This is a genomic window from Sphaerisporangium rubeum (genome assembly GCF_014207705.1).
Lineage (GTDB): Bacteria > Actinomycetota > Actinomycetes > Streptosporangiales > Streptosporangiaceae > Sphaerisporangium > Sphaerisporangium rubeum.
In genome coordinates, this window is record NZ_JACHIU010000001.1 from 4,702,623 (window position 1) to 4,727,553 (window position 24,931).

The 24,931-nt window shown below is 71.9% G+C and carries 24 protein-coding genes and 1 riboswitch; of the genes, 7 read left to right on the plus strand and 17 right to left on the minus strand.

What is annotated here, in order from left to right:
* Positions 1 to 66: 66 nt before the first annotated feature.
* The 3 genes from BJ992_RS20195 to BJ992_RS20205 are packed head-to-tail and all read left to right on the plus strand — an operon-like array spanning position 67 to position 2,668.
* The gene (locus BJ992_RS20195; protein ID WP_184983295.1) at positions 67 to 804 is read left to right on the plus strand and encodes a GltB/FmdC/FwdC-like GXGXG domain-containing protein; all 738 of its coding nucleotides are present in this window, start codon (positions 67 to 69) and stop codon (positions 802 to 804) included.
* A gap of 18 nt (positions 805 to 822) precedes the next feature.
* The gene (locus tag BJ992_RS20200) at positions 823 to 2,127 is read left to right on the plus strand and encodes an FMN-binding glutamate synthase family protein (RefSeq protein ID WP_184983297.1); all 1,305 of its coding nucleotides are present in this window, start codon (positions 823 to 825) and stop codon (positions 2,125 to 2,127) included.
* 43 nt (positions 2,128 to 2,170) lie between these two features.
* On the plus strand, positions 2,171 to 2,668 hold the full coding sequence (locus BJ992_RS20205; protein WP_343072772.1) for an NUDIX domain-containing protein: 498 nt from the start codon (positions 2,171 to 2,173) through the stop codon (positions 2,666 to 2,668).
* A gap of 48 nt (positions 2,669 to 2,716) precedes the next feature.
* Here the strand turns inward: BJ992_RS20205 and BJ992_RS20210 are convergent, their stop codons facing one another.
* Entirely contained in the window at positions 2,717 to 3,430 is a 714-nt protein-coding gene (locus BJ992_RS20210; protein WP_184983299.1) for a 1-acyl-sn-glycerol-3-phosphate acyltransferase, read from the minus strand.
* 205 nt (positions 3,431 to 3,635) lie between these two features.
* Between BJ992_RS20210 and BJ992_RS20215 the strand changes: the two genes are divergently transcribed.
* The gene (locus BJ992_RS20215; RefSeq protein WP_184983301.1) at positions 3,636 to 4,397 is read left to right on the plus strand and encodes an alpha/beta hydrolase; all 762 of its coding nucleotides are present in this window, start codon (positions 3,636 to 3,638) and stop codon (positions 4,395 to 4,397) included.
* A 105-nt stretch (positions 4,398 to 4,502) separates the two neighbouring features.
* Positions 4,503 to 4,994: a hypothetical protein gene (locus BJ992_RS20220; protein ID WP_184983303.1), complete on the plus strand. Its 492-nt coding sequence runs from the start codon at positions 4,503 to 4,505 to the stop codon at positions 4,992 to 4,994.
* 4 nt (positions 4,995 to 4,998) lie between these two features.
* On the opposite strand, the gene BJ992_RS20225 is transcribed toward BJ992_RS20220, so the two are convergent.
* From BJ992_RS20225 to BJ992_RS20255, 7 genes are all read right to left on the minus strand, one after another.
* Positions 4,999 to 6,210, minus strand: coding sequence for a beta propeller repeat protein (locus BJ992_RS20225; protein ID WP_184983305.1), 1,212 nt, complete (start codon positions 6,208 to 6,210; stop codon positions 4,999 to 5,001).
* Between the two features lie 179 nt (positions 6,211 to 6,389).
* Positions 6,390 to 7,118 carry an endonuclease/exonuclease/phosphatase family protein gene (locus tag BJ992_RS20230; RefSeq protein ID WP_343072773.1) on the minus strand — a complete coding sequence of 243 codons (729 nt, stop codon included), beginning with the start codon at positions 7,116 to 7,118 and terminating at the stop codon, positions 6,390 to 6,392.
* Between the two features lie 25 nt (positions 7,119 to 7,143).
* On the minus strand, positions 7,144 to 8,088 hold the full coding sequence (locus tag BJ992_RS20235) for an ROK family glucokinase (RefSeq protein ID WP_184983313.1): 945 nt from the start codon (positions 8,086 to 8,088) through the stop codon (positions 7,144 to 7,146).
* A gap of 31 nt (positions 8,089 to 8,119) precedes the next feature.
* The gene (locus tag BJ992_RS20240; RefSeq protein WP_184983315.1) at positions 8,120 to 8,752 is read right to left on the minus strand and encodes a hypothetical protein; all 633 of its coding nucleotides are present in this window, start codon (positions 8,750 to 8,752) and stop codon (positions 8,120 to 8,122) included.
* A complete protein-coding gene (locus tag BJ992_RS20245; RefSeq protein WP_184983317.1) occupies positions 8,736 to 9,932 on the minus strand; it encodes an ArsA family ATPase in 1,197 nt (398 codons plus the stop codon). The genes BJ992_RS20240 and BJ992_RS20245 overlap by 17 nt, the downstream gene beginning before the upstream one ends.
* Positions 9,929 to 10,366 (minus strand): SRPBCC family protein, encoded by a 438-nt coding sequence (locus BJ992_RS20250; protein ID WP_184983319.1) that lies wholly within the window; start codon positions 10,364 to 10,366, stop codon positions 9,929 to 9,931. Before BJ992_RS20250 ends, BJ992_RS20245 begins: the two co-directional genes overlap by 4 nt.
* An 83-nt stretch (positions 10,367 to 10,449) precedes the next feature.
* Positions 10,450 to 11,217, minus strand: a complete 768-nt coding sequence (locus tag BJ992_RS20255) for a metallophosphoesterase family protein (protein WP_184983321.1) — start codon at positions 11,215 to 11,217, stop codon at positions 10,450 to 10,452.
* Positions 11,218 to 11,454: 237 nt separating this feature from the next.
* Between BJ992_RS20255 and BJ992_RS20260 the strand changes: the two genes are divergently transcribed.
* Positions 11,455 to 13,254: an AMP-binding protein gene (locus BJ992_RS20260; RefSeq protein ID WP_184983323.1), complete on the plus strand. Its 1,800-nt coding sequence runs from the start codon at positions 11,455 to 11,457 to the stop codon at positions 13,252 to 13,254.
* A gap of 18 nt (positions 13,255 to 13,272) precedes the next feature.
* On the opposite strand, the gene BJ992_RS20265 is transcribed toward BJ992_RS20260, so the two are convergent.
* The 3 genes from BJ992_RS20265 to BJ992_RS20275 form a co-directional block, all read right to left on the minus strand.
* Positions 13,273 to 15,303, minus strand: coding sequence for a P-loop NTPase family protein (locus tag BJ992_RS20265; protein ID WP_184983325.1), 2,031 nt, complete (start codon positions 15,301 to 15,303; stop codon positions 13,273 to 13,275).
* 124 nt (positions 15,304 to 15,427) lie between these two features.
* Positions 15,428 to 16,594: a glycosyltransferase family 4 protein gene (locus BJ992_RS20270; RefSeq protein ID WP_184983327.1), complete on the minus strand. Its 1,167-nt coding sequence runs from the start codon at positions 16,592 to 16,594 to the stop codon at positions 15,428 to 15,430.
* A gap of 158 nt (positions 16,595 to 16,752) precedes the next feature.
* Entirely contained in the window at positions 16,753 to 17,715 is a 963-nt protein-coding gene (locus tag BJ992_RS20275) for a hypothetical protein (RefSeq protein ID WP_184983329.1), read from the minus strand.
* Between the two features lie 101 nt (positions 17,716 to 17,816).
* Between BJ992_RS20275 and BJ992_RS33870 the strand changes: the two genes are divergently transcribed.
* Complete coding sequence (locus BJ992_RS33870) at positions 17,817 to 17,945, plus strand: hypothetical protein (protein ID WP_281390420.1); 129 nt, start codon at positions 17,817 to 17,819, stop codon at positions 17,943 to 17,945.
* Positions 17,946 to 17,994: 49 nt separating this feature from the next.
* Here BJ992_RS33870 and BJ992_RS20280 read toward each other — a convergent pair whose 3' ends face one another.
* The 6 genes from BJ992_RS20280 to BJ992_RS20305 form a co-directional block, all read right to left on the minus strand.
* The gene (locus tag BJ992_RS20280) at positions 17,995 to 19,173 is read right to left on the minus strand and encodes a lanthionine synthetase LanC family protein (protein WP_184983331.1); all 1,179 of its coding nucleotides are present in this window, start codon (positions 19,171 to 19,173) and stop codon (positions 17,995 to 17,997) included.
* Complete coding sequence (locus BJ992_RS20285) at positions 19,161 to 20,009, minus strand: T3SS effector HopA1 family protein (RefSeq protein WP_184983333.1); 849 nt, start codon at positions 20,007 to 20,009, stop codon at positions 19,161 to 19,163. Before BJ992_RS20285 ends, BJ992_RS20280 begins: the two co-directional genes overlap by 13 nt.
* On the minus strand, positions 19,993 to 20,910 hold the full coding sequence (locus BJ992_RS20290; RefSeq protein WP_184983334.1) for a phosphotransferase: 918 nt from the start codon (positions 20,908 to 20,910) through the stop codon (positions 19,993 to 19,995). The genes BJ992_RS20285 and BJ992_RS20290 overlap by 17 nt, the downstream gene beginning before the upstream one ends.
* The gene (locus tag BJ992_RS20295) at positions 20,907 to 22,172 is read right to left on the minus strand and encodes a chymotrypsin family serine protease (RefSeq protein ID WP_184983336.1); all 1,266 of its coding nucleotides are present in this window, start codon (positions 22,170 to 22,172) and stop codon (positions 20,907 to 20,909) included. The genes BJ992_RS20290 and BJ992_RS20295 overlap by 4 nt, the downstream gene beginning before the upstream one ends.
* 337 nt (positions 22,173 to 22,509) lie before the next feature.
* Positions 22,510 to 23,067: a C40 family peptidase gene (locus BJ992_RS33875; RefSeq protein WP_343072774.1), complete on the minus strand. Its 558-nt coding sequence runs from the start codon at positions 23,065 to 23,067 to the stop codon at positions 22,510 to 22,512.
* Positions 23,068 to 23,137: 70 nt separating this feature from the next.
* Positions 23,138 to 23,296, minus strand: a riboswitch (cyclic di-AMP (ydaO/yuaA leader).
* Between the two features lie 450 nt (positions 23,297 to 23,746).
* On the minus strand, positions 23,747 to 24,694 hold the full coding sequence (locus BJ992_RS20305; RefSeq protein ID WP_343072775.1) for a C40 family peptidase: 948 nt from the start codon (positions 24,692 to 24,694) through the stop codon (positions 23,747 to 23,749).
* Positions 24,695 to 24,931: the final 237 nt, after the last annotated feature.

Below are 24,931 nucleotides of genomic sequence, written 5' to 3' on the forward strand. Positions count from 1 at the left end.
CAAAGGCAACATTCTCACGGTTGACTCCTGACAGGCACCGACCTATGGCTGTCAACAGGAGGCGCGATGACGTCCCCGCCGCACCCCCCTGAGCGACGGGCCGGCGAGCGAGCGGACCCACCCGCGACCGAGGTGGCGTTCGACGCCGCCACGCTGTCCACACGGGAGATCAACCGCTCGCTGCAGGCCATGCCGCGCGGCAGGGCGACGGTGAGCAACCCCGCGGGGCGGCACAACCTCGCCGTGGGCCTCGACGCGCCGGTCCGGGTCGAGATCGACGGCCCCGCGGGTGACTACGCGGGTGGCCTCGGCAAGAAGGCCGTCGTCTCCGTGCGCGGCGCCGCGGGCTGCGGGGCCGGCGAGAACCTCATGTCCGGCTGCGTCCACGTGCGCGGCTCGGCGGGCCCGAGTGTCGCGGCGTCGGCCAGAGGCGGCACGGTGGTGGTGGACGGCGGCTGCGGCGCCAGAGCCGGCATCTCGCTCAAAGGCGGCACCTTGGTGGTCGGCGGTGACGTGGGGCCGCTGTGCGGGTTCCTCGCGCAGTCCGGCGTGATCCTGGTCGGCGGGGACGCCGGACGGCACCTCGGTGACTCGCTGTACGAGGCCGTGGTCTACGTCGCGGGACGGATCGCGGGGCTCGGCGCGGACGCCATAATGGAGGAGATCAACGAGCACGACGTGACCTTCGTGAAGATCCTCGCGGACGGATACGGCCTCGATCACATCTCTCCTGAGAACATCTCCAAGGTCGTCTCCACCCGGCGCCTCTACCACCTCGACGGTCACGTCGACGGTGCGTACTGAGCCGAGGAGGCCCGCCGCATGAGCCACACCTTCTCCCCGGAGGTGATCGGTGAGATCCAGGAACGTGCCAGATTGGGCCGCTGCGAGGTGCGCGGCTGGGGTGCGCGCCGCGCGGTGCCGGGCTTCGACGACCTGCTCATCCTGACGGCGGGCCTGTCCGCCACTCCGCTGGAGGACCACAGGGAGCGGTGCGACACCCGCACCGTGCTCGGCACGCGCAACGCCGCGGAGCCGGTCATCCTGGACATCCCCATCACCATCGCCGGCATGTCGTACGGCGCGCTGTCGGCCGGCGCCAAGGAGGCGCTGGCCCGGGCCGCGACGCTGACCGGCACCTCGGCCACGTCCGGCGAAGGCGGGCTGATCCCCGAGGAGCGCGGCGCCGCCAAGACACTGGTGTACCAGTGCCTGCCGTCGCGGTACGGCTTCGACCCCGACCATCTGCGCGCCGCCGACGCCGTCGAGATCGTGCTCGGCCAAGGCGCGTCCCCAGGCGCCGGTGGCGTGCTGCTCGGCCAGAAGGTCACCACGCCGGTGGCGTACATGCGCGACCTCCCCGAAGGCGTGGACCAGCGCACCGCGAGCCGCCACCCCGACTGGGCCGGCACCGAGGGCCTGCGCGTCAAGATCGAGGAGTTGCGCGAGGTCACCGGCTGGCGCATCCCCGTGTACGTCAAGATCGGCGCGTCCCGCGTCGCCGCCGACGTCCGCCACGCCGTGGAGGCCGGGGCCGACGTCATCGTGGTCGACGGCATGCAAGGCGGCACCGGCGCGGCCCACGACGTCTTCATCGAGCACACCGGCATCCCCACCCTCGCCGCGCTCCGCCTGGCCGCCGACACCCTCAAGGCCCTGTCGGTGGAGAACGAGGTGCAGCTCATCATCTCCGGCGGCATCCGCAGCGGCGCCGACGTCGCCAAGGCCCTGGCGTTAGGCGCCGACGCCGTCTCCCTGGGAGTGGCGGCCCTCATCGCCTTGGGCTGCAACTCCCCCTCCGACGACACCGGCGCCGACGTCAGCCTCGGCTACCGCGCGCTCGGCACCTCCCCCGGCTCCTGCACCGCCTGCCACACCGGCGGCTGCCCCGTCGGCATCGCCACCCAGGACGACATGCTCGCCGACCGCCTCGACCCCGACTTCGGCGCCGAACGCGTCGCCAACTACCTGCGCTCCCTGACCACGGAGGCCACCATGCTCGCCAGAGCCTGCGGCCGCAGCTCCGTGCACGACCTCTCCCCCGACGACCTGGTCGCCCTCACCGTGGAGGCCGCCGCCATGGCCCGCGTCCCCCTGGCCGGCACCACCTGGATCCCCGGCGGCTGACCGGCCCGCGCCGCCGGCGATCGGCGTTGCTACCCTCGCCGTCGTGGCGATCATCAACTCCTGCTGCTCCTTCTGCGGAGCGGCCTACGAGCCCGGCCTGTCCTGGCCGCGGACCTGCGCCGAGTGCGGCAACACCAGCTACCTCAACCCCCTGCCGGTCGCGGTCATGGTGCTACCGGTGGACGACGGCCTTCTCATGGTCCGCCGGGACGTCGAGCCGCGCCGCGGCCTGCTCGCGCTCCCCGGCGGATTCATCGACGTCGGCGAGTCCTGGCAGCAGGCCGCCGTGCGGGAGCTCCGCGAGGAGACGGGGGTGGTCGTCGACGCGGCCGACGTGCGGCTGTTCGACGCGGTCAGCGCGCCGGACGGCACCGTGCTGATCTTCGGTCTCGGGCCGCGTACGACCGCGGACACCTTGCCGCCGGTCGTACGCACCACGGAGACCAGCGAGTGGCTGGTGATCGACGGCCCTCAGGAGCTGGCGTTCCCCCTGCACACGCAGGCCGCGGCCCGCTTCTTCGGCGAGGGCCGATCGTCGTGAGCGTGCGGGGACGCGCAGGGGACGGGTCGGCCCGGCCCCTGCCGGGGGTCAGGGGGAGGTGGTGCCGCGGGCCGCGCGAGCGGCGCGTTCTTGTTCGATCTTGGCGCTGGTGGCGTACTTGTCGACGTATTCCTGGCCGGAGAGTTCCATCAGCGCGTACATGATCTCGTCGGTGACGGCGCGGAGGACGAGGCGGTCGTCCTCCATGCCGTAGTAGCGGGAGAAGTCGAGGGGTTTGCCGTATCTGACGGTGGGGCGGATGCCGAGTTTGGGAAGGGGGCGGCCCGTCGGCATGATCTCGAAGGTGTCGAGCATGGCCCAGGGGATGACAGGGACGCGGGACTCCAGGGCCAGGCGGGCCACGCCGGTCTTGCCCTTGTAGAGGCGGCCGTCGGGTGAGCGGGTGCCTTCGGGGTAGATGCCGAGGAGGTGGCCTTCGCGGAGGATGCGCAGGCCGGTGCGCAGGGCGGCCTCGCTGGCCTTGCCGCCGGACCTGTCGATGGGGACGGTGCCGACGCCGGTGAAGAAGGCGCGGGTGAGCAGACCCTTGAGGCCGCGGCCGGTGAAGTACTCGGCTTTGCCGAGGGAGATGACCTTGCGCGGGAGAGGCAGGGGGCCGATGAAGTGGTCGGCGAAGGACAGGTGGTTGCCTGCCAGGATGGCGGCGCCTTGGCGTGGCACGTTTTCGATGCCGTCGACTTTGGGACGGAACACCAGATGGAGCAGTGGCCCCAGAACGGCCTTCACCACCCAGTAGAACACGCGGGCACCTCATTTCCGGTCATACAGGCACCAGACCGCGTGGGGCCGTGGCGTGGCGTCATCTTCGCACGCCGCGAGCGTCGTGCCGAATCCTGCGCGGTCCGCATGATCACCGGACGGCGCGACACCGGGTCCTCGGATCTCGCGGGACCGGCCCCGCTCGTGCGACGATCGGGATGAGCCGTATCAGGAGAGGACGGGAAACATGCCGCTCATGCCCGGCTCCGCGCCGTACCACCACGAAGGCGGCCAGATCGGGGTGTTGCTGTGCCATGGCTTCACCGGCACGCCTCAGTCGTTGCGGCCGTGGGGCGAGCACCTCGCCGCGGCCGGCCTCACCGTGTCCCTGCCGAGGCTGCCGGGGCACGGCACCACGTGGCAGGAGATGAACCGCACCCGCTGGGAGGACTGGTTCGCCGAGCTGGAGCGCGCGTTCGACGCGTTGCGCGGCACATGCTCGGAGGTGTTCGTGATGGGGCTGTCGCTCGGCGGCTGCATGGCGCTGCGCCTGGCCGAGGTGCACGGGCCGCTGGTGCGCGGTGTGGTGGTGGTGAACCCGTCCATCGTGAACGACGCGCCGCTGCTCACGCTGGCCCCGGTGCTGAAGTTCCTGGTGGCTTCGGTCGCCGGGGTCGCCGGGGACATCAAGAAGCCGGGGGTGACCGAGGTCGGGTACACCCGCACACCGGTGCGCGCGGCGGCGACCCTGCCGCGGCTGTGGGCCCTGGTGCGGTCGGAGCTGCACCGGGTCACCCAGCCGGTGCTGGTCTACCACAGCCCCGAGGACCACGTGGTCAAACCGGCGAGCGTGGCGGTGCTGCGGTCGGCGCTCGGGGACAACCTCACCGTCCGCGAATGCCTCGACAGCTACCACGTCGCGACGCTCGACAACGATGCGCCTGCCATCTTCGAGGGAAGCCTCGACTTCATCAGAACGCACGCCTCGGTACCCTTGCAAAGAGACTGACCCGATCTCGGGGGCCCGGGTCGACGCGTGGCCTCCACTGACCGGCCGGAGCACCATCCACCCAGCGATCGCGATCGTGAGCAGAGGAACGAATCGAAGTGACCGGTGACGCCGCAGAGCGATGAGGACGAGGTCTGGCGTCAGATCGTCGCCTCCTTCAACCAGAGCACGGAAACGACCTCGGCCGTCCAGCCCTGGCCGGACCGCGAGAACGTCCCCGTGGAGAGCCCCACGGCGCCGGAGACGGCGACCGTGGCCGGCGTCCGCGAGGACACCAGGGACGTGGAGTCACGCGTCCCGTCCCATGACCCCGGCGAGCAGGACGCCACCGCCGAGGCCGACGACGAGACCGACCACTACGAGCCGCCGCCGCCTCCGCCGCTGCCCAAGATGGACGCCGGCACCAAGATCGCGTGGCTCGCGCTGTTCGGCGGCCCCGCCTACCTGCTGCTCGCCGCGCTGCTGTCCTGGCCGATGGACGGCTGGATCCTGTTCTCCGCCATCGCGGCGTTCATCGGCGGCTTCGTGGCCCTGATCGTGCGCATGGGGGACGGCCCGCCGCCGGACTCGGGCTGGGACGACGGCGCCATCGTGTGACCGGTCACTTCTCCACCGGTGCGCGGCTTCCGGTGGCCTCCGGCGTGCCGGTGCCCGCGGCCTCCCCCGAGGGGGTCGAGCCGGGCTGGAACCGCTCCACCACGTCGGTGTAGCGGTCACGATCGTCCACGACGTGGCCGACGGCGAGAGTGAGGTCGCCGACGTGGGTCACGGCCTGCAGCCGCACCGTGCGGGAGCGGACCGGGGTCTCGCCGCGCACGATCTTCCACTTGCGGCCGTCGCCGCGCAGCAGGTAGGCCGCGCCGGGGTGCGCCGGGTCGAAACCGGAGATCCAGAAGTGGCCCTTGCCGTCGCCGGTGACGCCGTACAGCTCGGCGCGCCTGCCGGGGACCTCGGCCCGGCTCCATCGCTTGCCGTTCCACTCCAGCACCAGCGGGGAGATGTCACCCTCGCCGCGGTACACGCCTCCCACCGCGACGGCCTTGCGCGGCCCGTCGACGTACACGTCGCGCAGGTAGCCGCCGTCGGTGTGGGGGACGTCGACCGGTTTCCACGTGCCGCCGGACGCACGCAGGATCAGCGGCCCGGACTCGTCGTCGCCGACGGCCCAGCCGTCGCCGCGCGCGGTCACCGCGACGCCGTACAGCGTGCCCTTGCCTTTGCTCTTGACCTTGGCGATGCTCCAGCCCTTGGCGCCGGCGGTCGCGACGAGAGGTTTGCGGCCCCGGCTGCCGACGGCCACCACGCGGCCCGGCGCGGCGGCGACCCCGCCGAGCCAGTCGCCGCTGCCGAACTGCGGCACGCTGACCCGGTCGAACACCGAGCCGTCGCCGCGTACGACGTACGGCAGGCCGTCGTGGCCGTCGCCGACGGCCCAGATGTCGCGCGGCGAGACCGCCGCGACCGAACGCAGATGACCGGCGCCTGACGGGTCGTTGCGTATGCCGGCCTCGGTCCACGCGCTGCCGTCCCAGTGGGTGAGGACGCTGCGGTTCTGCCAGGCCTCCCAGACGTCCTGCTGGCCCACGGCCCAGATGTCGGTGGTGGACAGCCCCACGACGTCGGACAGGGAGCCGTCGGTCCGCAGGCGCGCCGTGGCGGACTCCTGCAGCAACGCGGCGGCGGTGCGCTCGGCACGCGGACGACCGGGGTCGGCGTGTGCGTGCGCGACGGACGTCGCACGGAGGGGAAGGCCGGCCACCGCGGCCATCAGGACGCACAACGACAACGCGCGCCGCGGCGTGCGGCGGGACATGACCAAATCGTACGTGCGTGGATGTCGGCTCCGCGTGAAGTATCCGCAGAGTTGGCCGAACGGTCACCGGACCGCACCCATCCCGGAACCACCACGGGCCCAGGGCACCGGGGGTCCCGGTCCAGCCCCCGCGCCGGCTCCGCGTGGTCCGGCACGACCCCATCACCCCCTGCGCGCGGTCAGCCGGCCAGCAGTTCGGCCACCACGGGAAGGTGGTCGGTGGCCGCGGTCAGGTCTGCCGCCATGGCGTCCACGGTGCCGCACGAGCGCACCCGCAGGGCCGGTGCGGCGAACACCGCGTCGATGCGCCGGCCCGGCCTGCGTGCGGTGAAGGTGAGCCCGTCCCCGTACGGCGCCAGTGGGTAGCAGTCGGCGAGGCCGCGGCCGAGGTAACGCCACACCGGGCCGCCGGGTGGCTCGTTGACGTCGCCGGCGAGCACCAGCGGCGCCTCGAACCGCGCGGCGAGCGGCCCGGCCAGTGCCATGATCTCTGCGGCGTGGCACATCCGGGCCGGCGCCGACAGGTCCAGGTGCACCGAGGCGACGGTGAGCCGCACGCCGTGCCGCTCGACCACCGCGAGCGCGACCGCGCGGCGTTCCAGCCCGGCGAACCCGCGCAGCAGGTGGCCCCCGGCGTGCAACACCCCGACGTCCGGCGCGGCCAGCACGGCCACTCCCCCGGCGCGGCGGCCGCTCACCAGCCGCAGCCCCGCGCCGCCGGCCAGACTCGCGCGTTTGCGCCGCCAGCCGGCCAGGCGCGGGGCCTCCTGCACGCACAGCACAGCAGGCGCCATGGCCCTGATGACCCGCGCGAGCGCGGCGGTGTCGCCGTACATGGACCGCACGTTGTACGTGCCGACTCTGAGCGCCGCGCCGTCGCGCCGCTCGTCGGACACCGCTCCGCTCACCGCTGTGCCGCCTCGCGAGGCCCCGTCAGGGGTGCCTGGCGAGGTCGGCGGCCCCCACCAGCCCGGCGGCGGGGCCGAGCTCGGCGGGACGGATGTCGGCGTGCGGCCGGTGCTCGGCCGCGGTGAGCGCGCGCAGGAACGCGGCCCGCGTGCGATCGATCCACAGGTCGGCGGCCCGTGACACGCCGCCGCCGAGGATGAAGCACCCGGGGTCGAGCACGGCCGCCATGTCGGCCATGCCCTGGCCGAGCCACTCGGCCATGGTCGTGAACGCGGTCAGCGCGCACTCGTCGCCGTCGCGCGCCGCTTGCGTGATGTGCTCGCCCTCGATGTCGGACACCGAGCCGCCGGCGAGACGCAGCATGTGCTCCGCGCGCGCCGGGTCGGCGGCGGCCATCGTGCGGGCCTCGTGCACCAGAGCGTTGCCGCTGGCGTACTGCTCCCAGCAGCCGAGGTTGCCGCATCCGCACAACCGGCCACCCGGCATGACCTGCATGTGGCCGAGCTCGGCCCCCATGCCCCATCTGCCGCGGTACAGCACGCCGCCGAGCACGATGCCGCCGCCGATGCCGGTGCCGACGGTCACGCACACCACGTGGCTCTCGCCGCGGCCGGCGCCGAAGCGGTACTCGCCCCACGCCATGGCGTTGGCGTCGTTCTCGACGACCACGGGGAGGTTGACCCGCTCGGCGACCTTCTTCTGCAGCGGCTCCTCGCGCCAGGCGAGGTTGGGGGCGAACCTGACGATCGATCGGGTCTCGTCCACGAATCCCGCGGCGCCGAGCCCCACGGCCTCGACGTCGTGCCGCGAGGCGAGCTCGAGCACCGCCTCGGAGATCGTGTCGGCGACCTGGTCGGGACTGTCGGCGGGTGTGGGCCTCAGCAGGTTCTCCACTATGTGGCCCGCCTCGTCCACGACACCCACGGCGATCTTCGTGCCTCCGACGTCAACGCCGATCGTCAGCGCCATCTCTCATCCCTTCTCCCCGAGCCGCCGGCCTTCAGCCGAGGTCGATGTGCTGCACCCGGGTGTCCCTGTCGCCGGAGGAGCCGCCGGTCGCGCCGGAGGCCCCCGGCGCCGGCGGACGCGACACGACCACGACCGCCTGGCGTACGGCGGCGAACAGCTCGCCGCCGGCGGCGATCAGATGGTCGGTGACGTCGGCCCCCGCCTCGCGCCGGGCCGCCTTCATGCGGCACACGGGGCAGGCGCGGCAGATGTACTCCTCGTCGTGGCGCTCGGCCACGGCGTCGCTCCACACGTCCCCGGCGGCGGGCCGGCCCGCGGGCCTGCCGAAGCCGAGGGTCTGGCCGATGCCGGCCACACTCCCCTCGACCATGCCTTTGCCGATCTCGCGGCCGATGCGCCGCTGGATCGAGCCGAGGAATTTGCGTGCCTCGTCGACCGCGCCGGCCAGGGGGTCGGCCTCCGCCGGCGTGGGGGGACGGCGCACCCGGCTTTCCGGCCGCCGGTCTCCGGCCGGACGGTTCTCCAGCCGCCGGTCGCCGGTACGCCGGACGTCCGGCCGCGGGTCGCCGGACGGCCGGCTCTCCGGTCCGCGCTGGTCCGTGGGGCGGGCCTCGCCGCCGTCGTGGGTCTCGTCGATGTGACTGTCGTCATGCTTCTCGGTCATGGGCCCCTCCTGCCTCGAACCGTACCCGGAGGCGGCCGTCGCGGAGCGCGGCGTCGCGCACCGATCGGCGGGCCAGCGCGGCCGGCAGGGCCAGGACACGCCGGTAGGAACCCGCGGTGACGATCAGCTCGTCGCCTTTCCTCGCGAGGTCCACCTCGTGCTTGCCGGCGAGCGGCAGCGCGAGGGTCAGCTCGTGCGTGCCGCCGTCGGCGGTGACGGTCAGCGGCGGGTCGCCGGCGGGAGGGGCGAACGGGTCGGTCTCGCCGTACAACTGCTCGCCGAGCGCGCCGAGCGCCTCGGTGCCGACCGGCTCGGCCGGGAGGTACGGCACGGTGTGCACGGGAAGCGGGGCGAACGACTCGCGCACCGACGCCAGGTGGCGGGCCTGCGCCTCGACCCAGCCGCGCCGCCACTCGTCGGAGCCGCCGCCGGGGAACACCCGGTTGGCGATCACGCCGTCGACGCGGTAGCCGTACAGGCTGAGCGAGGTGTAGGTGCGCCGGGCCTCGGCCACCACGACCGCCTCGGGGGTGAGGACGAGCCGCACCGAGGCGTGCGGGCCGGCCAGCAGGTCGCGCACCGCCATCAGCCCGGCGTGCATGCGCTCGCCGGCGCTCAGCACCGCGTCGTCCGGCATGCTGAACCTCGCGACGTGGCGGATCACCGGGGTGAGCACCCGCACGAGGCGGCGTCCGGCCGGCAGGAGGCGGCTGACGTGCCAGTCGAGCGCCTCCGGCAGGGCCAGCAGGCGCAGGGTCTCGGCGGTCGGCGCGCAGTCGATCACCACGACGTCCCAGCGGCCGGTCTCCACCTGATCGCGCAGCTCCAGCAGCGCGATGACCTCCTCGGCCCCCGGCAGCACCGTGAGCTCCTCGGCGGTCACCGTGTCCAGGCCGAGCTCGGCGAGCACCCCCTCGGCGTACCGCTGGAGCTCACCCCAGTGGCGCTCCAGGGCCCGCTGCGTGTCGACCTGCTGGAGGTACAGCCCCGGCGCGGCCTGCGTGGGCTCGGCGGTACCCGGAACGCCGAGCGCGTCGGCCAGGGAGTGCGCGGTGTCGGTGGACACCACGAGGGTCTTGTGGCCGCGGCGCGCGGCGAGCGTCGCGGTCGAGGCGGCCACGGTCGTCTTGCCCACTCCCCCCTTGCCGGTGAAGAGCAGGACGCGCGGGCTCGCGCTCATCGGCCCTCGACGCGCTTCTTGAGCCCCTTGAGCGCGGTGTCCACGATGACTTTCTCGGCCTTGCGCTTGATCATGCCGATCATCGGGACCTTGAGGTCGACCGCCAGCTCGTACGTCACCTTGGTGCCGCCGCCTTCGGGGACCAGGCGGTAGCTGCCGGTGAGGCCGGAGACCATGGAACCGGCCTCGACGATGTGCCAGTCGACGGCCTCGTCGCCGGTCCAGCGGTAGCCGAGCGTGTACTGGTCGCTGATCACGCCGGCGTCCAGCGCGAAACGGACCGTCTCCGGCCGTCCGCCGGCACCGGTGGTGAGCACCTGCGCGGACTTCACCTGCCCGGCCCACTCGGGGTAGGAGGCGAAGTCGGCGATCACCTCGATGACGCGCGACGGGCCGACGGCGATCGTGATGCTCGACGTGGTGCGCTCAGCCATGGGCTTACCGTACTCGTTCGCGCTCTCCGCATGAACGCCGGAGGGGGATCTTCGCAAAGGTCGTTCCCGGCGCTGTGAGGCCGTCACAGGTCAAGCGCGAACGGACGTCCCCTGCCGCGGAAATGGCCGACGTTGACGCATTCGGTGCGGCCGATCCTCGTGCGGGCCGCGAGCGGCTGGTGGACGTGGCCGAACAGCGCGTACTTCGGCTGGGTGCGCTCGATGGCCGCGAGGGTGGCCTCGCTGCCGCGCTCGAACCGGCGGGCCACGACGTCGTACAGCAGCGAAGGCACGGCCGGGGGTATGTGGCAGCACAGCACGTCGACCGCGCCGACCGCCTCGACCTTGCGCGCGTACTCCTCGTCGCTGACCTCGTTCGGCGTGCGGTAGCGGGTGCGCAGGCCGCCGCCGACGAAACCGAACGTCAGGCCGCCGATCTCGGCGGTCTGGCCGTCCAGCACGTGGTGGCCGTCGCGCGTGAACTCCGGCCACAGCGCCGGCAGGTCGACGTTGCCGTAGGTGAGGTAGGCGGGGGTCGGCATGGCCTCGAACAGGCGCGCGTACTGCGCGCGGACCTTCTCCTCGATGTGCACGCGCGGCTCGCCGTCGAGCGTGGCCCACAGCGACGCCGACAGCTCCCTGGCCTCCTCGAAGCGGCCCTCCGCGCGCAGGCCGATGAAACGCGTGGTCTGCTCGGGGCCGAACAGCTCGGCGAAGATGCCCTGCGAGTGGTCGGCGTAGTCCACGAAGAGCAACAGGTCGCCGAGGCAGATGAGCGCGTCGGCACCCTCGCCGGCCCGCGCGAGCGCGTCGGCGCGGCCGTGGACGTCACTGACGACATGGACCCGCATGCCGGTCATCGTATTACTCCGCGCCTACCCTCCCTATGGTCTCACCGCCGCCGTTCCCCGGTGGCCTCAGGAGGGGGTCTCAACGTGGGGCTCTGGGGGTAGATGACCCTGATAGCGTGGTTTTTCGGTTGGATAAAGGCTGGGTGACGGGTCTACCGGCACGTAACTTGACGCGATAGCGTCCCGGGAAACCCCGCCGAAGGACGGCCTTCGTGCGCATCCGGAGGAGTTGTGAGCGTGCGCGAGTACAGCGTTCCCATGCTGGTTGACGTACCGGCCTCGGCCAACTGCGCCGACGTGGTGTTCGAGCGCGGCGAGCAGAACCCCGGCGCGGTGGTGTTCAAGCGCGGTACCGCCGACGGCTGGGCCGCGGTCACGGCGGCGGAGTTCCGCGACCAGGTAGCGGCGGTCGCGCGCGGGCTCATCGCCTCCGGTGTCCAGCCGGGTGACCGTGTGGCGCTGATGTCGCGCACCCGGTACGAGTGGACGGTCGCCGACTACGCCATCTGGGCCGCCGGCGGCGTCGGGGTGCCGGTGTACGAGACGTCGTCGGCCGAGCAGATCGCCTGGATCGTGTCCGACAGCGGCGCCAAGGTCGTGATCGTCGAGACCGAGGCGCACGAGTCGCTGGTCGGGTCCGCGCTGGCGGAGCTCGGCGAGAAGCCCGCGGTGTGGTGCCTCGACCGTGGCGCGATCAGTGAGCTGAGCGCGCACGGCGCCGACGTGCCGGAGGAGACGCTCAAGGAGCGGCGCACGGCCAGAGGCGGACGCGACCTCGCCACCATCATCTACACCTCCGGCACGACCGGCCGTCCCAAGGGCTGCTGCCTCACCCACGACAACCTGCTGTTCACGGCGCGCAACGTCATCGCCGGGCCGCTGCAGGCGTTGTTCGAGACGAAGGACCCCGCGGCGCTGCTGTTCCTGCCGCTGGCGCACAGCTTCGCGCGGCTCATCGAGATCGTGCTGGTCGAGAGCGGCGCCGTGCTCGCGCACACCCCCAACATGAAGAACGTCGCCCCCGACCTCCAGTCGTTCCATCCGACGTTCCTGCTCGGTGTGCCGCGGGTCTTCGAGAAGGTCTACAACGGCGCCGAGCAACGCGCCGCGGCCGGCGGCGGCGCCAAGAGCCGCATCTTCCGCGCCGCCGTGGACACCGCGACCGCGTGGAGCCGCGCCGAGTCCACCGGCGGCGCCGGCCTCGGCCTGCGCGCGCGGCGCGCGCTGTTCGACCGGCTCGTGTACGCCAAGCTGCGCGCCGCCACCGGCGGCCGGCTCAGCCACGCCGTGTCCGGCGGCTCGGCGCTCGGTGAGCGCCTCGGCCACTTCTTCCGCGGCGCCGGCATCGAGGTCTTCGAAGGCTGGGGCCTCACCGAGACCTCCGCCCCCTCGACCGTCAACATCCCCGGCGCCAACAAGATCGGCACCGTCGGCAAGCCCCTGCCAGGCGTGACCGTCGCCGTGGCCGAGGACGGCGAGGTCCTCGTCAAGGGCCGCCACGTCTTCGAGAGCTACTGGAACAACCCCGCCGCCACCGCCGAGGCCATCGACCCCGACGGCTGGTTCCACACCGGCGACGTCGGCACCATCGACGAGGACGGCTACCTGCGCATCACCGGCCGCAAGAAGGAGATCATCGTCACCGCCGGCGGCAAGAACGTCGCCCCCGGCCCCCTGGAGGACCGCATCCGCGCGCACCCCCTGGTCAGCCAGGCCATGGTCATCGGCGACGACCGTCCCTTCGTCTCGGCCCTCATCACCCTGGACCCCGAAGCCCTGGACCAGTGGAAAGAGGCCAACAACCGTCCCGGCGCCACCCTCGCCGAACTGCGCACCGACCCCGCCGTCGTCACCGCCGTCCAGTCCGCCGTCGACGAGTCCAACAAGCAGGTCTCCAAGGCCGAGGAGATCAAGAAGTTCGTCATCCTCGACACCGACTTCACCGAGGAGAGCGGCCACCTCACCCCGTCCCTCAAGGTCAAGCGCAACCTGGTCGTCCGCGACTACACCAAGGACATCGACGCGCTGTACGGCTGACGTGACCGGCGAGGCGGCTCACCCGGGAAGCGTCCAGGCCCGTCTCGCCTCCTCCAGAGCGCGGGCCGCGCGTTCGTCGGCGACGCCGAGGTCCCTGCGGATGCCGGCGAGTGTGTCGAAGGAACCGGGGAAAGCCGGCTCCGCGGCTTTCAGGACATCGTCCTTGGTGAGCGGGGCGGTGAAGATCTCCCGCAGCGTCCGCAGGAACGCGTGACGGACGCTGTCGAGGGGCTCGTGGTCGTCGACGAGGCGCGCCGCCTCGCGGGTGAGGAGCGCGGCGGTGACGTCTCCGAGAGGTGCGGGACGACCGGGGGCGAGCAGGGCCGCGGCGGCTCTGGCGGTGCGGAGCAGGTCGCGCGGCATGCCGCCGGACAGGCAGTGGAAGAGCGCGGTGAACGGGACCGGCAGCCCGACGGCACGGGTGTCGAGCAGACGGATGGCGGTGGCGAGGTCGAGCGGCTCGACGCGGATGATCTCGTCGATGGCGCTGTCGAAGACGTCGCGGCGGCCGACGGGGGCCAGATCGGCCTCGCGCAGCGCCTCGTCGGAGACCGAGAGCAGGAACAGGCAGCCGGGGACGTCGAAGACGACCTTCAGCTCGTTGAGCAGGTCGCGAGCCCTGGCGGCGGGCTCGATGCGGTCGAGTTCGTCGATGCCGACCACGAAGCCGCGTGGTCTGCCGCCTTTCGTGGTGAGCTCGGCCGCCGTGACGGCGAGGAACCCCTTCAGCGCGTCCACGATCTCCAGGTAGGTGAGCGGCTGACGCGTGTGGCTGACGGCCCGCTTGGCGGACAGCCCGAACCACGATCCACCCGCGCTCGCCCCCGCCTCGTCGGTCCGGGTCTGGAGGTACTCGATCCACCGCAGGTGCGCGCTCGCCTGGGAGGCCGCGTCCAGGCCGGCCGTGATCACGAGGCGGCAGAGCTGCGCGAACAATCCCAGCATGAACTCGCGTCGCTCGTACACCACCGGCGCCGCCATGACGAGGCCCATGCGGTCGCCGCCGTCCAGGCAGAAAGCGTGCAGCAGATCGGTCTTGCCGACGCCGCGCGGTCCGGACAGCGCGATGCTGCCACCGTCCATGCCGTTCGCCACAGCGATCAGTCGTTCCTCGGCCACGGTCGGCACGTGGAAGCCGAGCCCGCGCACCTGGCGCAGGCCCGGCGACTCGGAGACCTCCAGCGTCATGGCGTACCGCCGCGCGACGTGCGCGCCGATCTCGGCGCGCAGGAACCCTCGCAATCCCCCGGCCAGCATGTCCCGCCAGATCCCGCGGAGCCGCTCCACCTCGGCGACGTCCGCTTCCGGCAGTCTCGCGCGCAGGCCCATGCCACCTGTGACCTTGTGGAAAACGTAAAAAGGCACGATGAAGAGCGCGGCGGCGGCGTATGCCGCCAGCGCTCCCCCGACAGGGGTCTGGCCCTCTCCGATCGGACGGTTGTTCGTGTACTGCCAGACAAGCGTCCCCCCACTTACGGCCCCGGCGAACACGAGGACCGCCATCGTGACCACCGCGGTGACAGAGGTCCAGAACGCTCGGCGCGCCTTGGCGGCCTCGTGCCCCGCGCGCAGGGACGGCGACAAGCGGAAGAGCTGATAGACCACGACGGCGAACAGCGAGGCCAGCAGCACCGATCCCAGCAGTGCGGTGAAACTGTCGGCGATGATGGTGCCGGGTGACACCACGCGGCGCTCGGTCAGAGCCGCCCTCAGTTCCTTGCTCCAGGCCGCCACCGTGTGCGCCGCCAAGGCGACCGTGAAGGAGAACCCCCCGCCGACCCAGAAGACCAGGCGCTCGTGCCGTGAACCCCACCGCGTACGGCGCTGTGCGGCGGCCCCCAGCCACTCCTCCTCAGCGGCACGAGCCCGAGCGAGAAGCGTGTCCTTCTGCGCGAGCGCGGCGGCGCGCAGGTCCTTGGCCGCCGGAGCGTGCTCCCTGGCCATGGCGGCGGTCAACTCGGGCTCGGCCAGCACCCGGTCCACGAGCCCGGCTAACTCCTCGTCCCGCACGTCGGTGACCATCGCACGCCTCTCCTCCGCCGCCGTCATGAGCCAGGATGACGCACGCCGGGTTCCGCGTCCCGGGTGTTGCACCAGTCGTGACACCCCGGGTTCCGGCAGGGGGTCGCTGTGATCGACCGGCCCGGTCGATCAGGCGGATCCCCCAGGGGGATCAGGGGAAGGCGGAGTGGGCCGTGGTGGGGCCGGGTGGGGTGAGGAGGGTGGTGAAGTGGGTGGCGGTCTGGTCCCAATGCCACTGGCTGGTGATCCACGCGCGGCCCCGTTGACCCATGGCGCGGGACTTGGCCGGGTCGGTCAAGAGGGTGATCAGGGTGGTGGCGACGGCGTCGGGGTCGGTGCCGTCGACCAGGAGGCCGGTCTCGCCGGGGAGCACGGCGTCGGGGGCGCCGCCTGAGGTGCCGGCGACCACGGGGAGTGCGGTGGCGGAGGCCTCCAGGTAGACGATGCCGAGGCCTTCGACGTCCAGGCCGCGCAGTCGTGTGCGGCAGGGCATGGCGAAGACGTCACCCGCGTCGTAGTAGGCGGGGAGGCTGGACCATGGGACGGAGCCGGTGACGATGATGGAGCCGGTCAGGGATCCGGCGGCGATCCGGCGTTCCAGCGCGCGCCGGTAGGGGCCGCCGCCGACGAGCAGGAGCACGGCGTCCGGGACGGCGCGAAGGACGCTCGGCCAGCAGCGGACCAGAGTGTCCTGCCCTTTGCGGGGGACGAGGCGGGAGACGCAGACGACGACGGGGCGGTCGCCGATGCCGAGGGACCGGCGGATCGCGGCGCCGCCGGCGCCGGGCCGGAACACGGTGGTGTCGACCCCTGGCGCGAGGCGGACCAGGCGGTCCTGCGGGATGACGCCTGCCAGGCGTTCGCGGGTGTACTCGCCGAGGTAGGTGACGGCGTCGGCGTGGGCCCCGATCCTGCGCAGCAGAGCCCGCGCCGGGGGGACGCCGGCCCAGGCCGCCTCGTGGCCGTGGGTCAGCATCACCACGCGGCGCGCGCCGGCGGCGCGCAGAGCCGGCGCGAGCAGGCCGAGTGGCGCCGCGGCGCCGAACACCACCGTCTCGGTCCCGTACCGCCGCACGAGGTCCGCGGCCCGCCGCGCCACCGCCGGGAGGGGCAGCATGAGGGACGTGGGGTGCCGTACCACCGGGTAGGCCTGCCGCCGGTCGAACTCCTCGCAGCCCGGCCAGCGCGGCGCGTACACCACGACCGCGCCGGGTGGGAGACGGGTGGCGAGCGCGTGCACGAACGCCTGGATGCCTCCTGGACGTGGCGGGAAGTCGTTGGTCACGATGAGCGTGGGGACGGCCCCCTGTGCTGTCATGACGCGGCCCCGCGGCTCATGACGGTGTGATTGGTCACGATGCGCGTAGGGACGGCCCCCTGTGGCGTCATGACGCGGCCCCCCGGCTCATGACGCTGTGATCGGTCACGATGCGCGTCGGGACGGCCCTCTGTGCTGTCATCGCGCGGCCTCGCGGGTCACGACAGCTCCGTGCGCAGGTAGGCGCGCCAGGCGGTCATGAACGACTCTCGCGTCAGGCCGAGGGTGCTGGTGAGGGCCGTGTCGAGGTCGTCGTGGCTCGCGGCGCGGTAGAAGTCCCGCAGGCGGGTCTCACCGTACCGCTGTGCGATGTACCGGCAGGCGAGCCAGGCCTGCTCGTACGCGCGGGCCGCTCCGCCGCCGGGACGCGTTCCCGAGAAGTCCTCCGGCGCGGGGAGGGCTGTGGGGACGCGGCCGGCTCTGACCTCGGTGGCGAGTTCGGCGGCGGCGGCGCGGACGGGGATGTCGGCGTTCAGGTATCCGGCGTAGTCGGCGAAGCCCTCGATCAGCCACTTGGGGGTGCGGCCGTCGGTGGCGGCACCCATCGGCAGATGGGTGAGCTCGTGGGCCAGCACGACGTCTCTCCCCGCCTCCGTCAACATGGCGAACGCGCGTGGCTCCACGATGACATGGTCGGTCCCCGCGAGTGCCGCCATGCCTCCGACCGCGGCCGGCGCCGCCAGCGTGGCCGCCTGCTCCGTGGATGCCGGTACGAGAATCACCACAGGCTCGCCGGCAGGCGCCACGCCGGCACCCCGCCAGGCGGCGGGCCAGGCGGGACCGCCGCTACGCTCGGCACCCGGCGTCCGGCCCGGCTCGCCTGCCGAGGGACGCGGGCCCACGATCCGCCGGACGGTGCGTGCCGCGTGGTCCGCGCGGCGTGCGATGTCCCCCAGGTCGAGCGCGGTCCCGGCGGCCCCGGCCACGACCACCTCCTGTCCCCGCACCACGCGCGCGTCCCGCCATATCACGGGGTGTTCCGCGAGCACGCGCTCCAGGAGGGAGCCCTCCCGTGCCGGGTTCGCGGCCGGGACCGCCGCGCGTTCGCCGTGCGTGCCCGGTGGTCCGGTCAGCGCGACGAGCAGACCGGCCCCCACGGCCCAGAGCCCCACGACGCGCATGGTGGCAATCTACCGTCCGGCCACGCGGATCCCACGGCCGCTCACCTTGATCTCCGGCGGCGAGCCGGACGGCCGGTGTCCGCCGGCGCCACCTGTACCGCGTGTACCACCGGAACCGCCTGAACCGCCTGAACCGCCTGAACCACCTGAACCACCTGAACCACCTGAACCACCTGAACCACCTGAACCACCTGGACCGCCTGGACCCCTGGACCTCCTGGACCGCCTGACGGTCTCGCGGCGGCGGCCGGTGCTCGGCTTTCCCGGTGGCCGGTCCCGTCATCCGGCCGGCGGTGCGCCACCCGGCAGGCCGACGGACGCCAGGCGGTCGGGGTGCGCCGCGCGTACCAGCAGGTAGAGGGTGCCGGCCAGGCCCGTCATCAAGCCCATGCTCCCGGCCGCGTCCGGGCCGCCTCCCGGCCATGTTCGCGGATCCGGACCGAGCGACTCCAGGGCGGCGGCGAGGATCCAGCGTGCGGCGGCCAGGTGTTCCGGTTCCCCGAGGATCTCGTGGGCTGTCAGGAGGAGCTCCACCGTGCCGCCGAGACCGTGGCAGAGAGTGAGGCCGCGTGCCGGCACTCCTTCGCTGAGCTGGTGTTCCGCGTCGGCCGCGGCCACCTGAAGCGCCACGGCGGCCTCGGCCGCCGCCGAGGGGTGCCGGGTGGTGCGGAACAGGCCGAGGCGGCCGAGACCGATGCCTGCCGCTCCGTGGCACCACATGGCCGGCCGCCGGCCGGAGGCGCCGGGACGCAGGTCGGGCCAGTTCCCGCTGACGGGGTCGAACCAGCTTCGTTCGTAGCGCAGTCCCTCCTCGACCACCTCGTCCAGCTCGGGGTGGCGAAGCTCGGCGAGTGCCCAGACGATGCCGGCGACTCCGTGGGCCAGGCCGCACAACCCGATCGGCTCGCCGGGGTCGGGCCAGAAACACCCCCAGGGCCGCCGGACGGCCATCGCGGCCAGCCGGTGTCCCAGGTGAACGGCCCGTTCGTGCCGGCCGGTGGCCATGAGCGCGACGATCGTCCCGGCGGCGCCGCCGACGAGGTCGGCGGCCTGCGGGGGAAGTGTGGCCGCCGTGTCGAGCAAGGCGCCACCCGCCTTCGCCAGGCCCGGGTCGCCGATCGCCATGGCGGCCAGCCCGATGCCGGCCAGTCCGTCGTAGAGGCCCGGTCCGGGGGCCCGCCGCGGGGCCCTCTCGACGGCGTGCCGTGCCGCCTGGACGGACAGGCCGGCCAGACGCGCGTCGTCGAGCACCCCGGCGGCGCCGGCGAGGCTCCACGCCACCCCCGCCGACCCCTCGTAGAGCGTCACATCTCCCGTCCGCGCGACACCGGGCTCGGCCGACGCCGACAACCAGGTCGCCTGGCCGTCCGCTGTGATCGCCGTCGCGGCGATGACGCCGGCGACGCGCTCCGCCTGTTCGAGCAGCTCGCCGGGGCCGATCCCTGTCAGTTCTCCCATGGCAGCACCGGATCGTCCTTGTGCGCGTACGGACGGTCGACGGAGATGCCTGCCGCCGTGAACCGGTCCACGATGCCGGCTTTCGAGTGCGGTGGCGCGGCGATGAGCCGGCAGCGGTGCTCGCCGAAGCTCTCGCCGCCACGGGGATCCCAGGCGGCGGCGAGTCCCGGCGCGACCGGCAAGGTGAGACGGGGAGCCGAGTCCCGGACCGGCAGGTCCAGGGCCATGTCCCGGAGCGGGCCCGCGAGGTCGTGCGCCACCTCGGGGTCGAGGTACAGCACGGTGACGTCGGCGCGGGTGTGCGCCGGCGGGTCGGCGGCGCATTTGAGCATCCATGGACGCCGGATCCGGCCGAGCAGTCCGGTGAGCCTGCCGGTCAGTTCGGGGAGGTGGCCGAAGGTGATGTTCCAGTAGAGCCGGACCAAGGTCGCGGGCGGCCGGTCGACGCGCCAGCCGCCGCCGGAGGTGTACCACCAGTCGCCTGCGGGACTCACGATGTCCCGGCGTCCGCTGACCATGAGCGGGTCCCCTTGGCGGGCCAGGAGGCCGGGGCGGCCGGTCACCACGTAGTCGCCGCGGAAGACGAGGCGGACCTCCCGGTCCCGGCGGGCCACGACCTGGCCGTTCGGCCCCACCTGCACCGCGAGCCATCCCTCTTCCCACTCCTCGGCCCGAGCGTCGGCCGATCGCAGCACCGAGACCAGGCTCGCGGGAAAGCCCGGCGGCTGGTCGATCGGGGCGGAGCCGGCGTACCACCGCGTGTACAGCAGTCCGGCCGGATCGCCGTCCTCCTGGTTCCCGTGGAGAAAGGCGAGCACATCATCGAGCCAGTTCATCGGCCGTCCACAGATCACGTGCGGCCCAGTCGTGCACCATGTCGAGCATGAGGAGGGCCTGCTCCTTGGAGTACGCCGAGAGCTGGAAGACCGACTGGGTGAGCCGGGCGATCACGGCGTGCGCCAGGTGTCCCGGTGTCGTGTCCCCGCTCTCGTCCCGGTACGCCGACAGGGCCGGGGAGGCGTCGCGCAGGACCGCCTCCGGCACGACGGGACCGGTCAGCGCCGCGGCCACGGCCACCCCGTCGACGATGCCGGCGAGGTCCCAGGCCGGCTCGCCGAGCCCGGCGAACTCCCAGTCGACCAGCCAGAGGTCGTCCGGCGCGGCGACCAGCACGTTGTCGAACTTCACGTCGCCGTGGACGGGTGCGTGCGGCCGCCACCGGTGGCCCAGTTCTTCGATGGCGCGCAGGACGGGTGTGCACGTCATCACGCGGTCGACGAGCTCGCCGGGTGGCACGACCTGCCGGTGCGGGAGGTCGAGGATCCAGGGACGCCGGGCCGGGAGCCCGGCACCGTCCCTCGCGTGCAGCCCGGCGAGCAGGCGGGCCAGGGCCCGGAGTGCGCCAGGGGTGTTCCTCGCCTCGTGGAGAGGCACCGCGCCGGTGATCGCCTCCAGGACCAGCATGCGAGAGCTGGTGTCGGCGTGCAGCAGCCGGGGTGCGAGCGCCTGGTCGTGGCCGAACCACGCGTAGGCCGAGCGTTCCGCGTCGAACGGGTCGTGATCTTCGAGGGGCGCCGAATGGTGCTTGACCACGCAGCGCGGCACCCCCGCGACCGAGACCAGGAAGACGCCGTTGGATCGCGACAGGTCCAGCACCTCGACCAGCCCGTCCAGTGCCTCCGTCGCGCCGACCAGTTCCCGGTCGACCAGGCGGCGCACGGCTTCGGCGGAGATCACTGAGTCGGGTCCGATTCCCCGAGTTCCCGCGCGACCGCCTCCAGCGCCGCGTAATAACCCTGCCAGAAAGCGGAATGCGCGCCTGGGACGCCGTAAATGGCACTCAGTACACCTGGCGGGCCGAAATCAGGGGGACGTGGGATGTCGATGGGGTTATCGAAGCATCGCACGGTGCGCGGCAGCGTGCACGGCACGGCGTAACTGATCACCGGTTCACAGGGAATGACCCGGGTCGTCACGAAGACGGTACAGCGCGGATCGAATGGTTTTGTCCTGATAGGCAGAACAGGGGGGACGCACAGGTCCACATCCAGCTCGTCGAGAACGAATTGGATCGGATTGGCGAACGCGACCGTTCCTGAGAGCGCGGGGTTTCCCGGCACGTCGTTGCCGGCGAACAGCAGGCCGACGACCTTGCGGTCGTCGGTCACCACCACGGAGCCGGAGTCGCCGTGGTCGCTGAACTTGGCGCTCTTGGTGGTGTCGACCTCGACGCGGATCTGGTTCTTGAGTATCCGGACGCCGAGGCCGTCGCCGTAGTCGATGGAGACCGAGGCGTCGACCGAGACGACGGTGCCGTAGGTGAGACCGGTCGTCCGGCCGCGTTTGCGCACCGTGAGCCCGACGGACGCGGCGGCCTGACCGGCGACCGCGCCGATGTCCTGGATGGCGCAGTCCGTGGCGGCCCCCGCGTCGATGCCGACGACGGCGCCGTCGATGTGGGTGCTCAGCGCGGCCCTGGCGAGCGTGCCGAAGACGTCGGCCGGGCACGAGCCGCCGTCGACCCGGCTCGGCTGGGTCATGGTGTCGCCGGCGGACCAGCCGGCGTCGACGCAGGCGACGTGGAAGTTGGTGAGGGCCATGCGCGCCTTGGTCGAACGGTCCACGACCATGGCGCCGAGGGTTCCGGTGAAGACGTAGTTCCCGGAGGCGGGCACGTCAGGCGGCTCCAGGTGGATCGACCGGCACGGCCCCATGCTGATGCCGCCGAGCAGGGTCGGATACTTGGCCGCGTCGATCTGCGGGACGGCCGCGGCGACCTCGGCGAACGCCGGATGGGGGACGACGCGCTCCTCGACGACGTCGGTGGGTATGCCGTCGATCAGCGGCGGGATCACCTCGCCGTCCTCGAGTTCCTCCGGTGATTTCTTTTCCTGTACGTAAACGATGATGGCCAGCGTTCCCGTCGGGGCTCCTCCGGTGATCTTCTCCCCGATGTCGACGCCATTGATCTCCGGCCTGGCCAGGAGGTCGTCCTCCACCGCGGCCTTTACCTCTCGTATTTCCGCTCTCCGGGCCGAACCCTCGGGTTCGTTCATTTCCCACCCCTCAGTCACCGAGCAGAGCCTCAGAATCGGTGAACTTCGCGGGGTTGGCAAGGCAGGGAACGGCGATAACGGTCCGCGGCGGCATTCGGTGAAACATCACGCGAGGCCAGGCCATGTCGAGGACATTCATTCGGGCCGTCGATTCGGTCAGTCATGCCGACCTAATACCTTTGAAGGCGGAAAGCGGTGCTTTGTGGCGTTGGCACGCTCGTACGCCGAGGGCCCCGGCCACGTGGGGGTGGCCGGGGCCCTGCGCGCTCAGGGGGTGAGGTCAGATGCCGGGGCGGACGGCCCCGACGAAGCTGGCCTTGCGGTACTTGGACAGCTTGTTGATCTGCACCCGGGTGCCGCTGTGCGGCGAGTGGATCATCTTGCCGTGGCCGACGTACATGCCGACGTGGCCGAGGCCGGAGAAGAACATCAGGTCACCGGGCTTGAGGTTCTTCCAGGAGACCTTCTTCTTGACGGCGCGGTACTGGCTGCCGGTGATGCGGGGCAGCTTCACGCCGGCCTTGCGCCACGAGTACATCACCAGGCCGGAGCAGTCGAAGGCGTTCGGGCCGCTGGCTCCCCAGCGGTAGGGGTCGCCGATCTGCTTCTTGGCCACGGACACGGCCTTGCCGGCCTTGATCCGCTGCTTGGCCGCCTTGCTGAGCTTGGCGCTCTTGGCGCTGCCGCTCTTCTTGGCGGCCGGTGTCACGCTCTTCGGCGCCGCTTCGGGTGCCTGGAGCGTGATGGGGGGTGTGATGACCTGCTCGGCGCCGGGGACCGTGTCTGCCGCCGCCGGGACCGCCACCGCGGCCGCCGAGGCGGAGACGGTGAGGGCCACACCCCCGAGGGAGAGGCGAACGAGACGCGACAGACGGGGGTTAGGGGTGGTGCTGGACAGGATCGCTCCTAGGTTCTTCCACTTACGCCTACCGGGTTAGCTGACGGATTCGGGCTTGGAAGTCGCCCTACAGTGGCAAAACCACTGATTCACCCCTGACCCTCGCGAAAGGGTCTATTGGGTCCCCGGTTCCGTGCTCCTTGCCGCACGGATTCGGCTGGTCAGCGAGTCGCGAGCCATAAATGGCGGGACATGCGCGATCGACGACCAATGGATCATTTGGTGGGTTCGGCCGTGCGGACGGCCGGTCATTCTCGCGACGGCATGGCGTGCTCGCCGCGGCCCAGAAGCTACACAGAACGCCAACAGATGGCAAAGGCCCGGCATATCTCTAGATCATCAAGGGGTGATCACGGAACGGAAACTGCCTGGTTATCTCCCATTTCTCCTGTCAGATGTGATTCGTCTCACACCGCCTTCAACAGACCCGTCGCCGAGTCACACCCGTCACACCTGTCACAGGAGTTAGCGATCTTGGAACGTGATCGCGGACGGCCGCGCGCGTACGACCGCACGAGAAATCAGACCCCGGACAACGGATACAGGCGTGCGAGAACGTTCCGGCCGCGAGGAACGCAGGGAATCAGCCCGGTGAGGTGAACAGCCGGGAGAAAGCCGCTCAGGGCCGCACAGCGGCGAAAATACCCCGGTAGGAGGACAGCGGCACGACCTTCACCACGTCGCCGGTGCGCGGCGCGTGCACCATCTGGCCGTTGCCGGCGTACATGCCGACGTGGCCGAGGCCGGAGGCGAACAGCAGGTCGCCGGGCTGGAGCGCGTCCAGGGAGACACGCCGCGAGGCTCCCCAGGAGTACTGAGCGGCCGCGGTGCGCGGCAGGCTGACGCCGGCGGCGGCCCAGGACTTCTGGGTGAGGCCCGAGCAGTCCCAGGAGCCGGGTCCGGTGCCGCCGTAGCGGTACGGCTTGCCGATCTGCGCGTAGGCGAACTGCAGCGCCGTGCGCGCGTTGCCGGAGGCGGGGCCGGTGTACTTGACGCCGGTGCTGTTGGGATTGCCCGCGTTGTAGGCGTTCAGACGGCGCAGGAGCTTCTCCTGCTCGGCCACCAGCTTCTCGACGTCCTTCTTCTGGCCGCGCAGATCGTCAAGCAGCTTGAGCGCCTTATCGTAGGCGCTCTTGGCCTTGTCCCGCTCGTCCTTGAGCTCACTCATCGTGGACTCGTACTCGGTGAGGGTCTGCGAGCGGCCCTGCGACATCTGGTCGATCGACGCGAGCCCCGCCAGCAGCGCCTCGGGGTCGCCGAAGGTGACGAGGTTCGGCCACGTGAGCATGTCGCCCGACTGGTAGCTGCTCACCGCGACCGACACCAGGCCCTCACGCAGCTGGTCGGCCCGCGCGTTCTTCGCCTTGAAGCGGCCGTTGACGGCGTTGTACTCCTTGCGCGCCGCCTTGTACTTCTCACCGGCGTCGTTGAACTTGTCGACGACCTTGTCGGCCTTGGCGTCCAGCTTGGCGAGCCGGGCCTTGGCCTGCGCGATGGTGGGTTTCGGCTCCGCCACCGCCCCGGCCGCCTGGGTCACCAGCACCGAGGCGACGAGAAAAGCGGTCACCGGTACGCGTCCGAGCTTCCGGACACCACGCGCGGTCACGGGGACCCCAGCCTCCTCAAGTGCGACAACTGTGACACCTGGGCCGTGATCCTACAGAAACGGTAAGGCCCCCGACAGCGTTAGGCCTGAAATGTTTTGGCCCGGCAACCCCAGTTCACACCCGTATCAGCGATTAAGGGTCGCCCCAAGAGCACCACGGGGTCGTCCCGCCGTCATCGCCGCGACCGGACGGCGAGT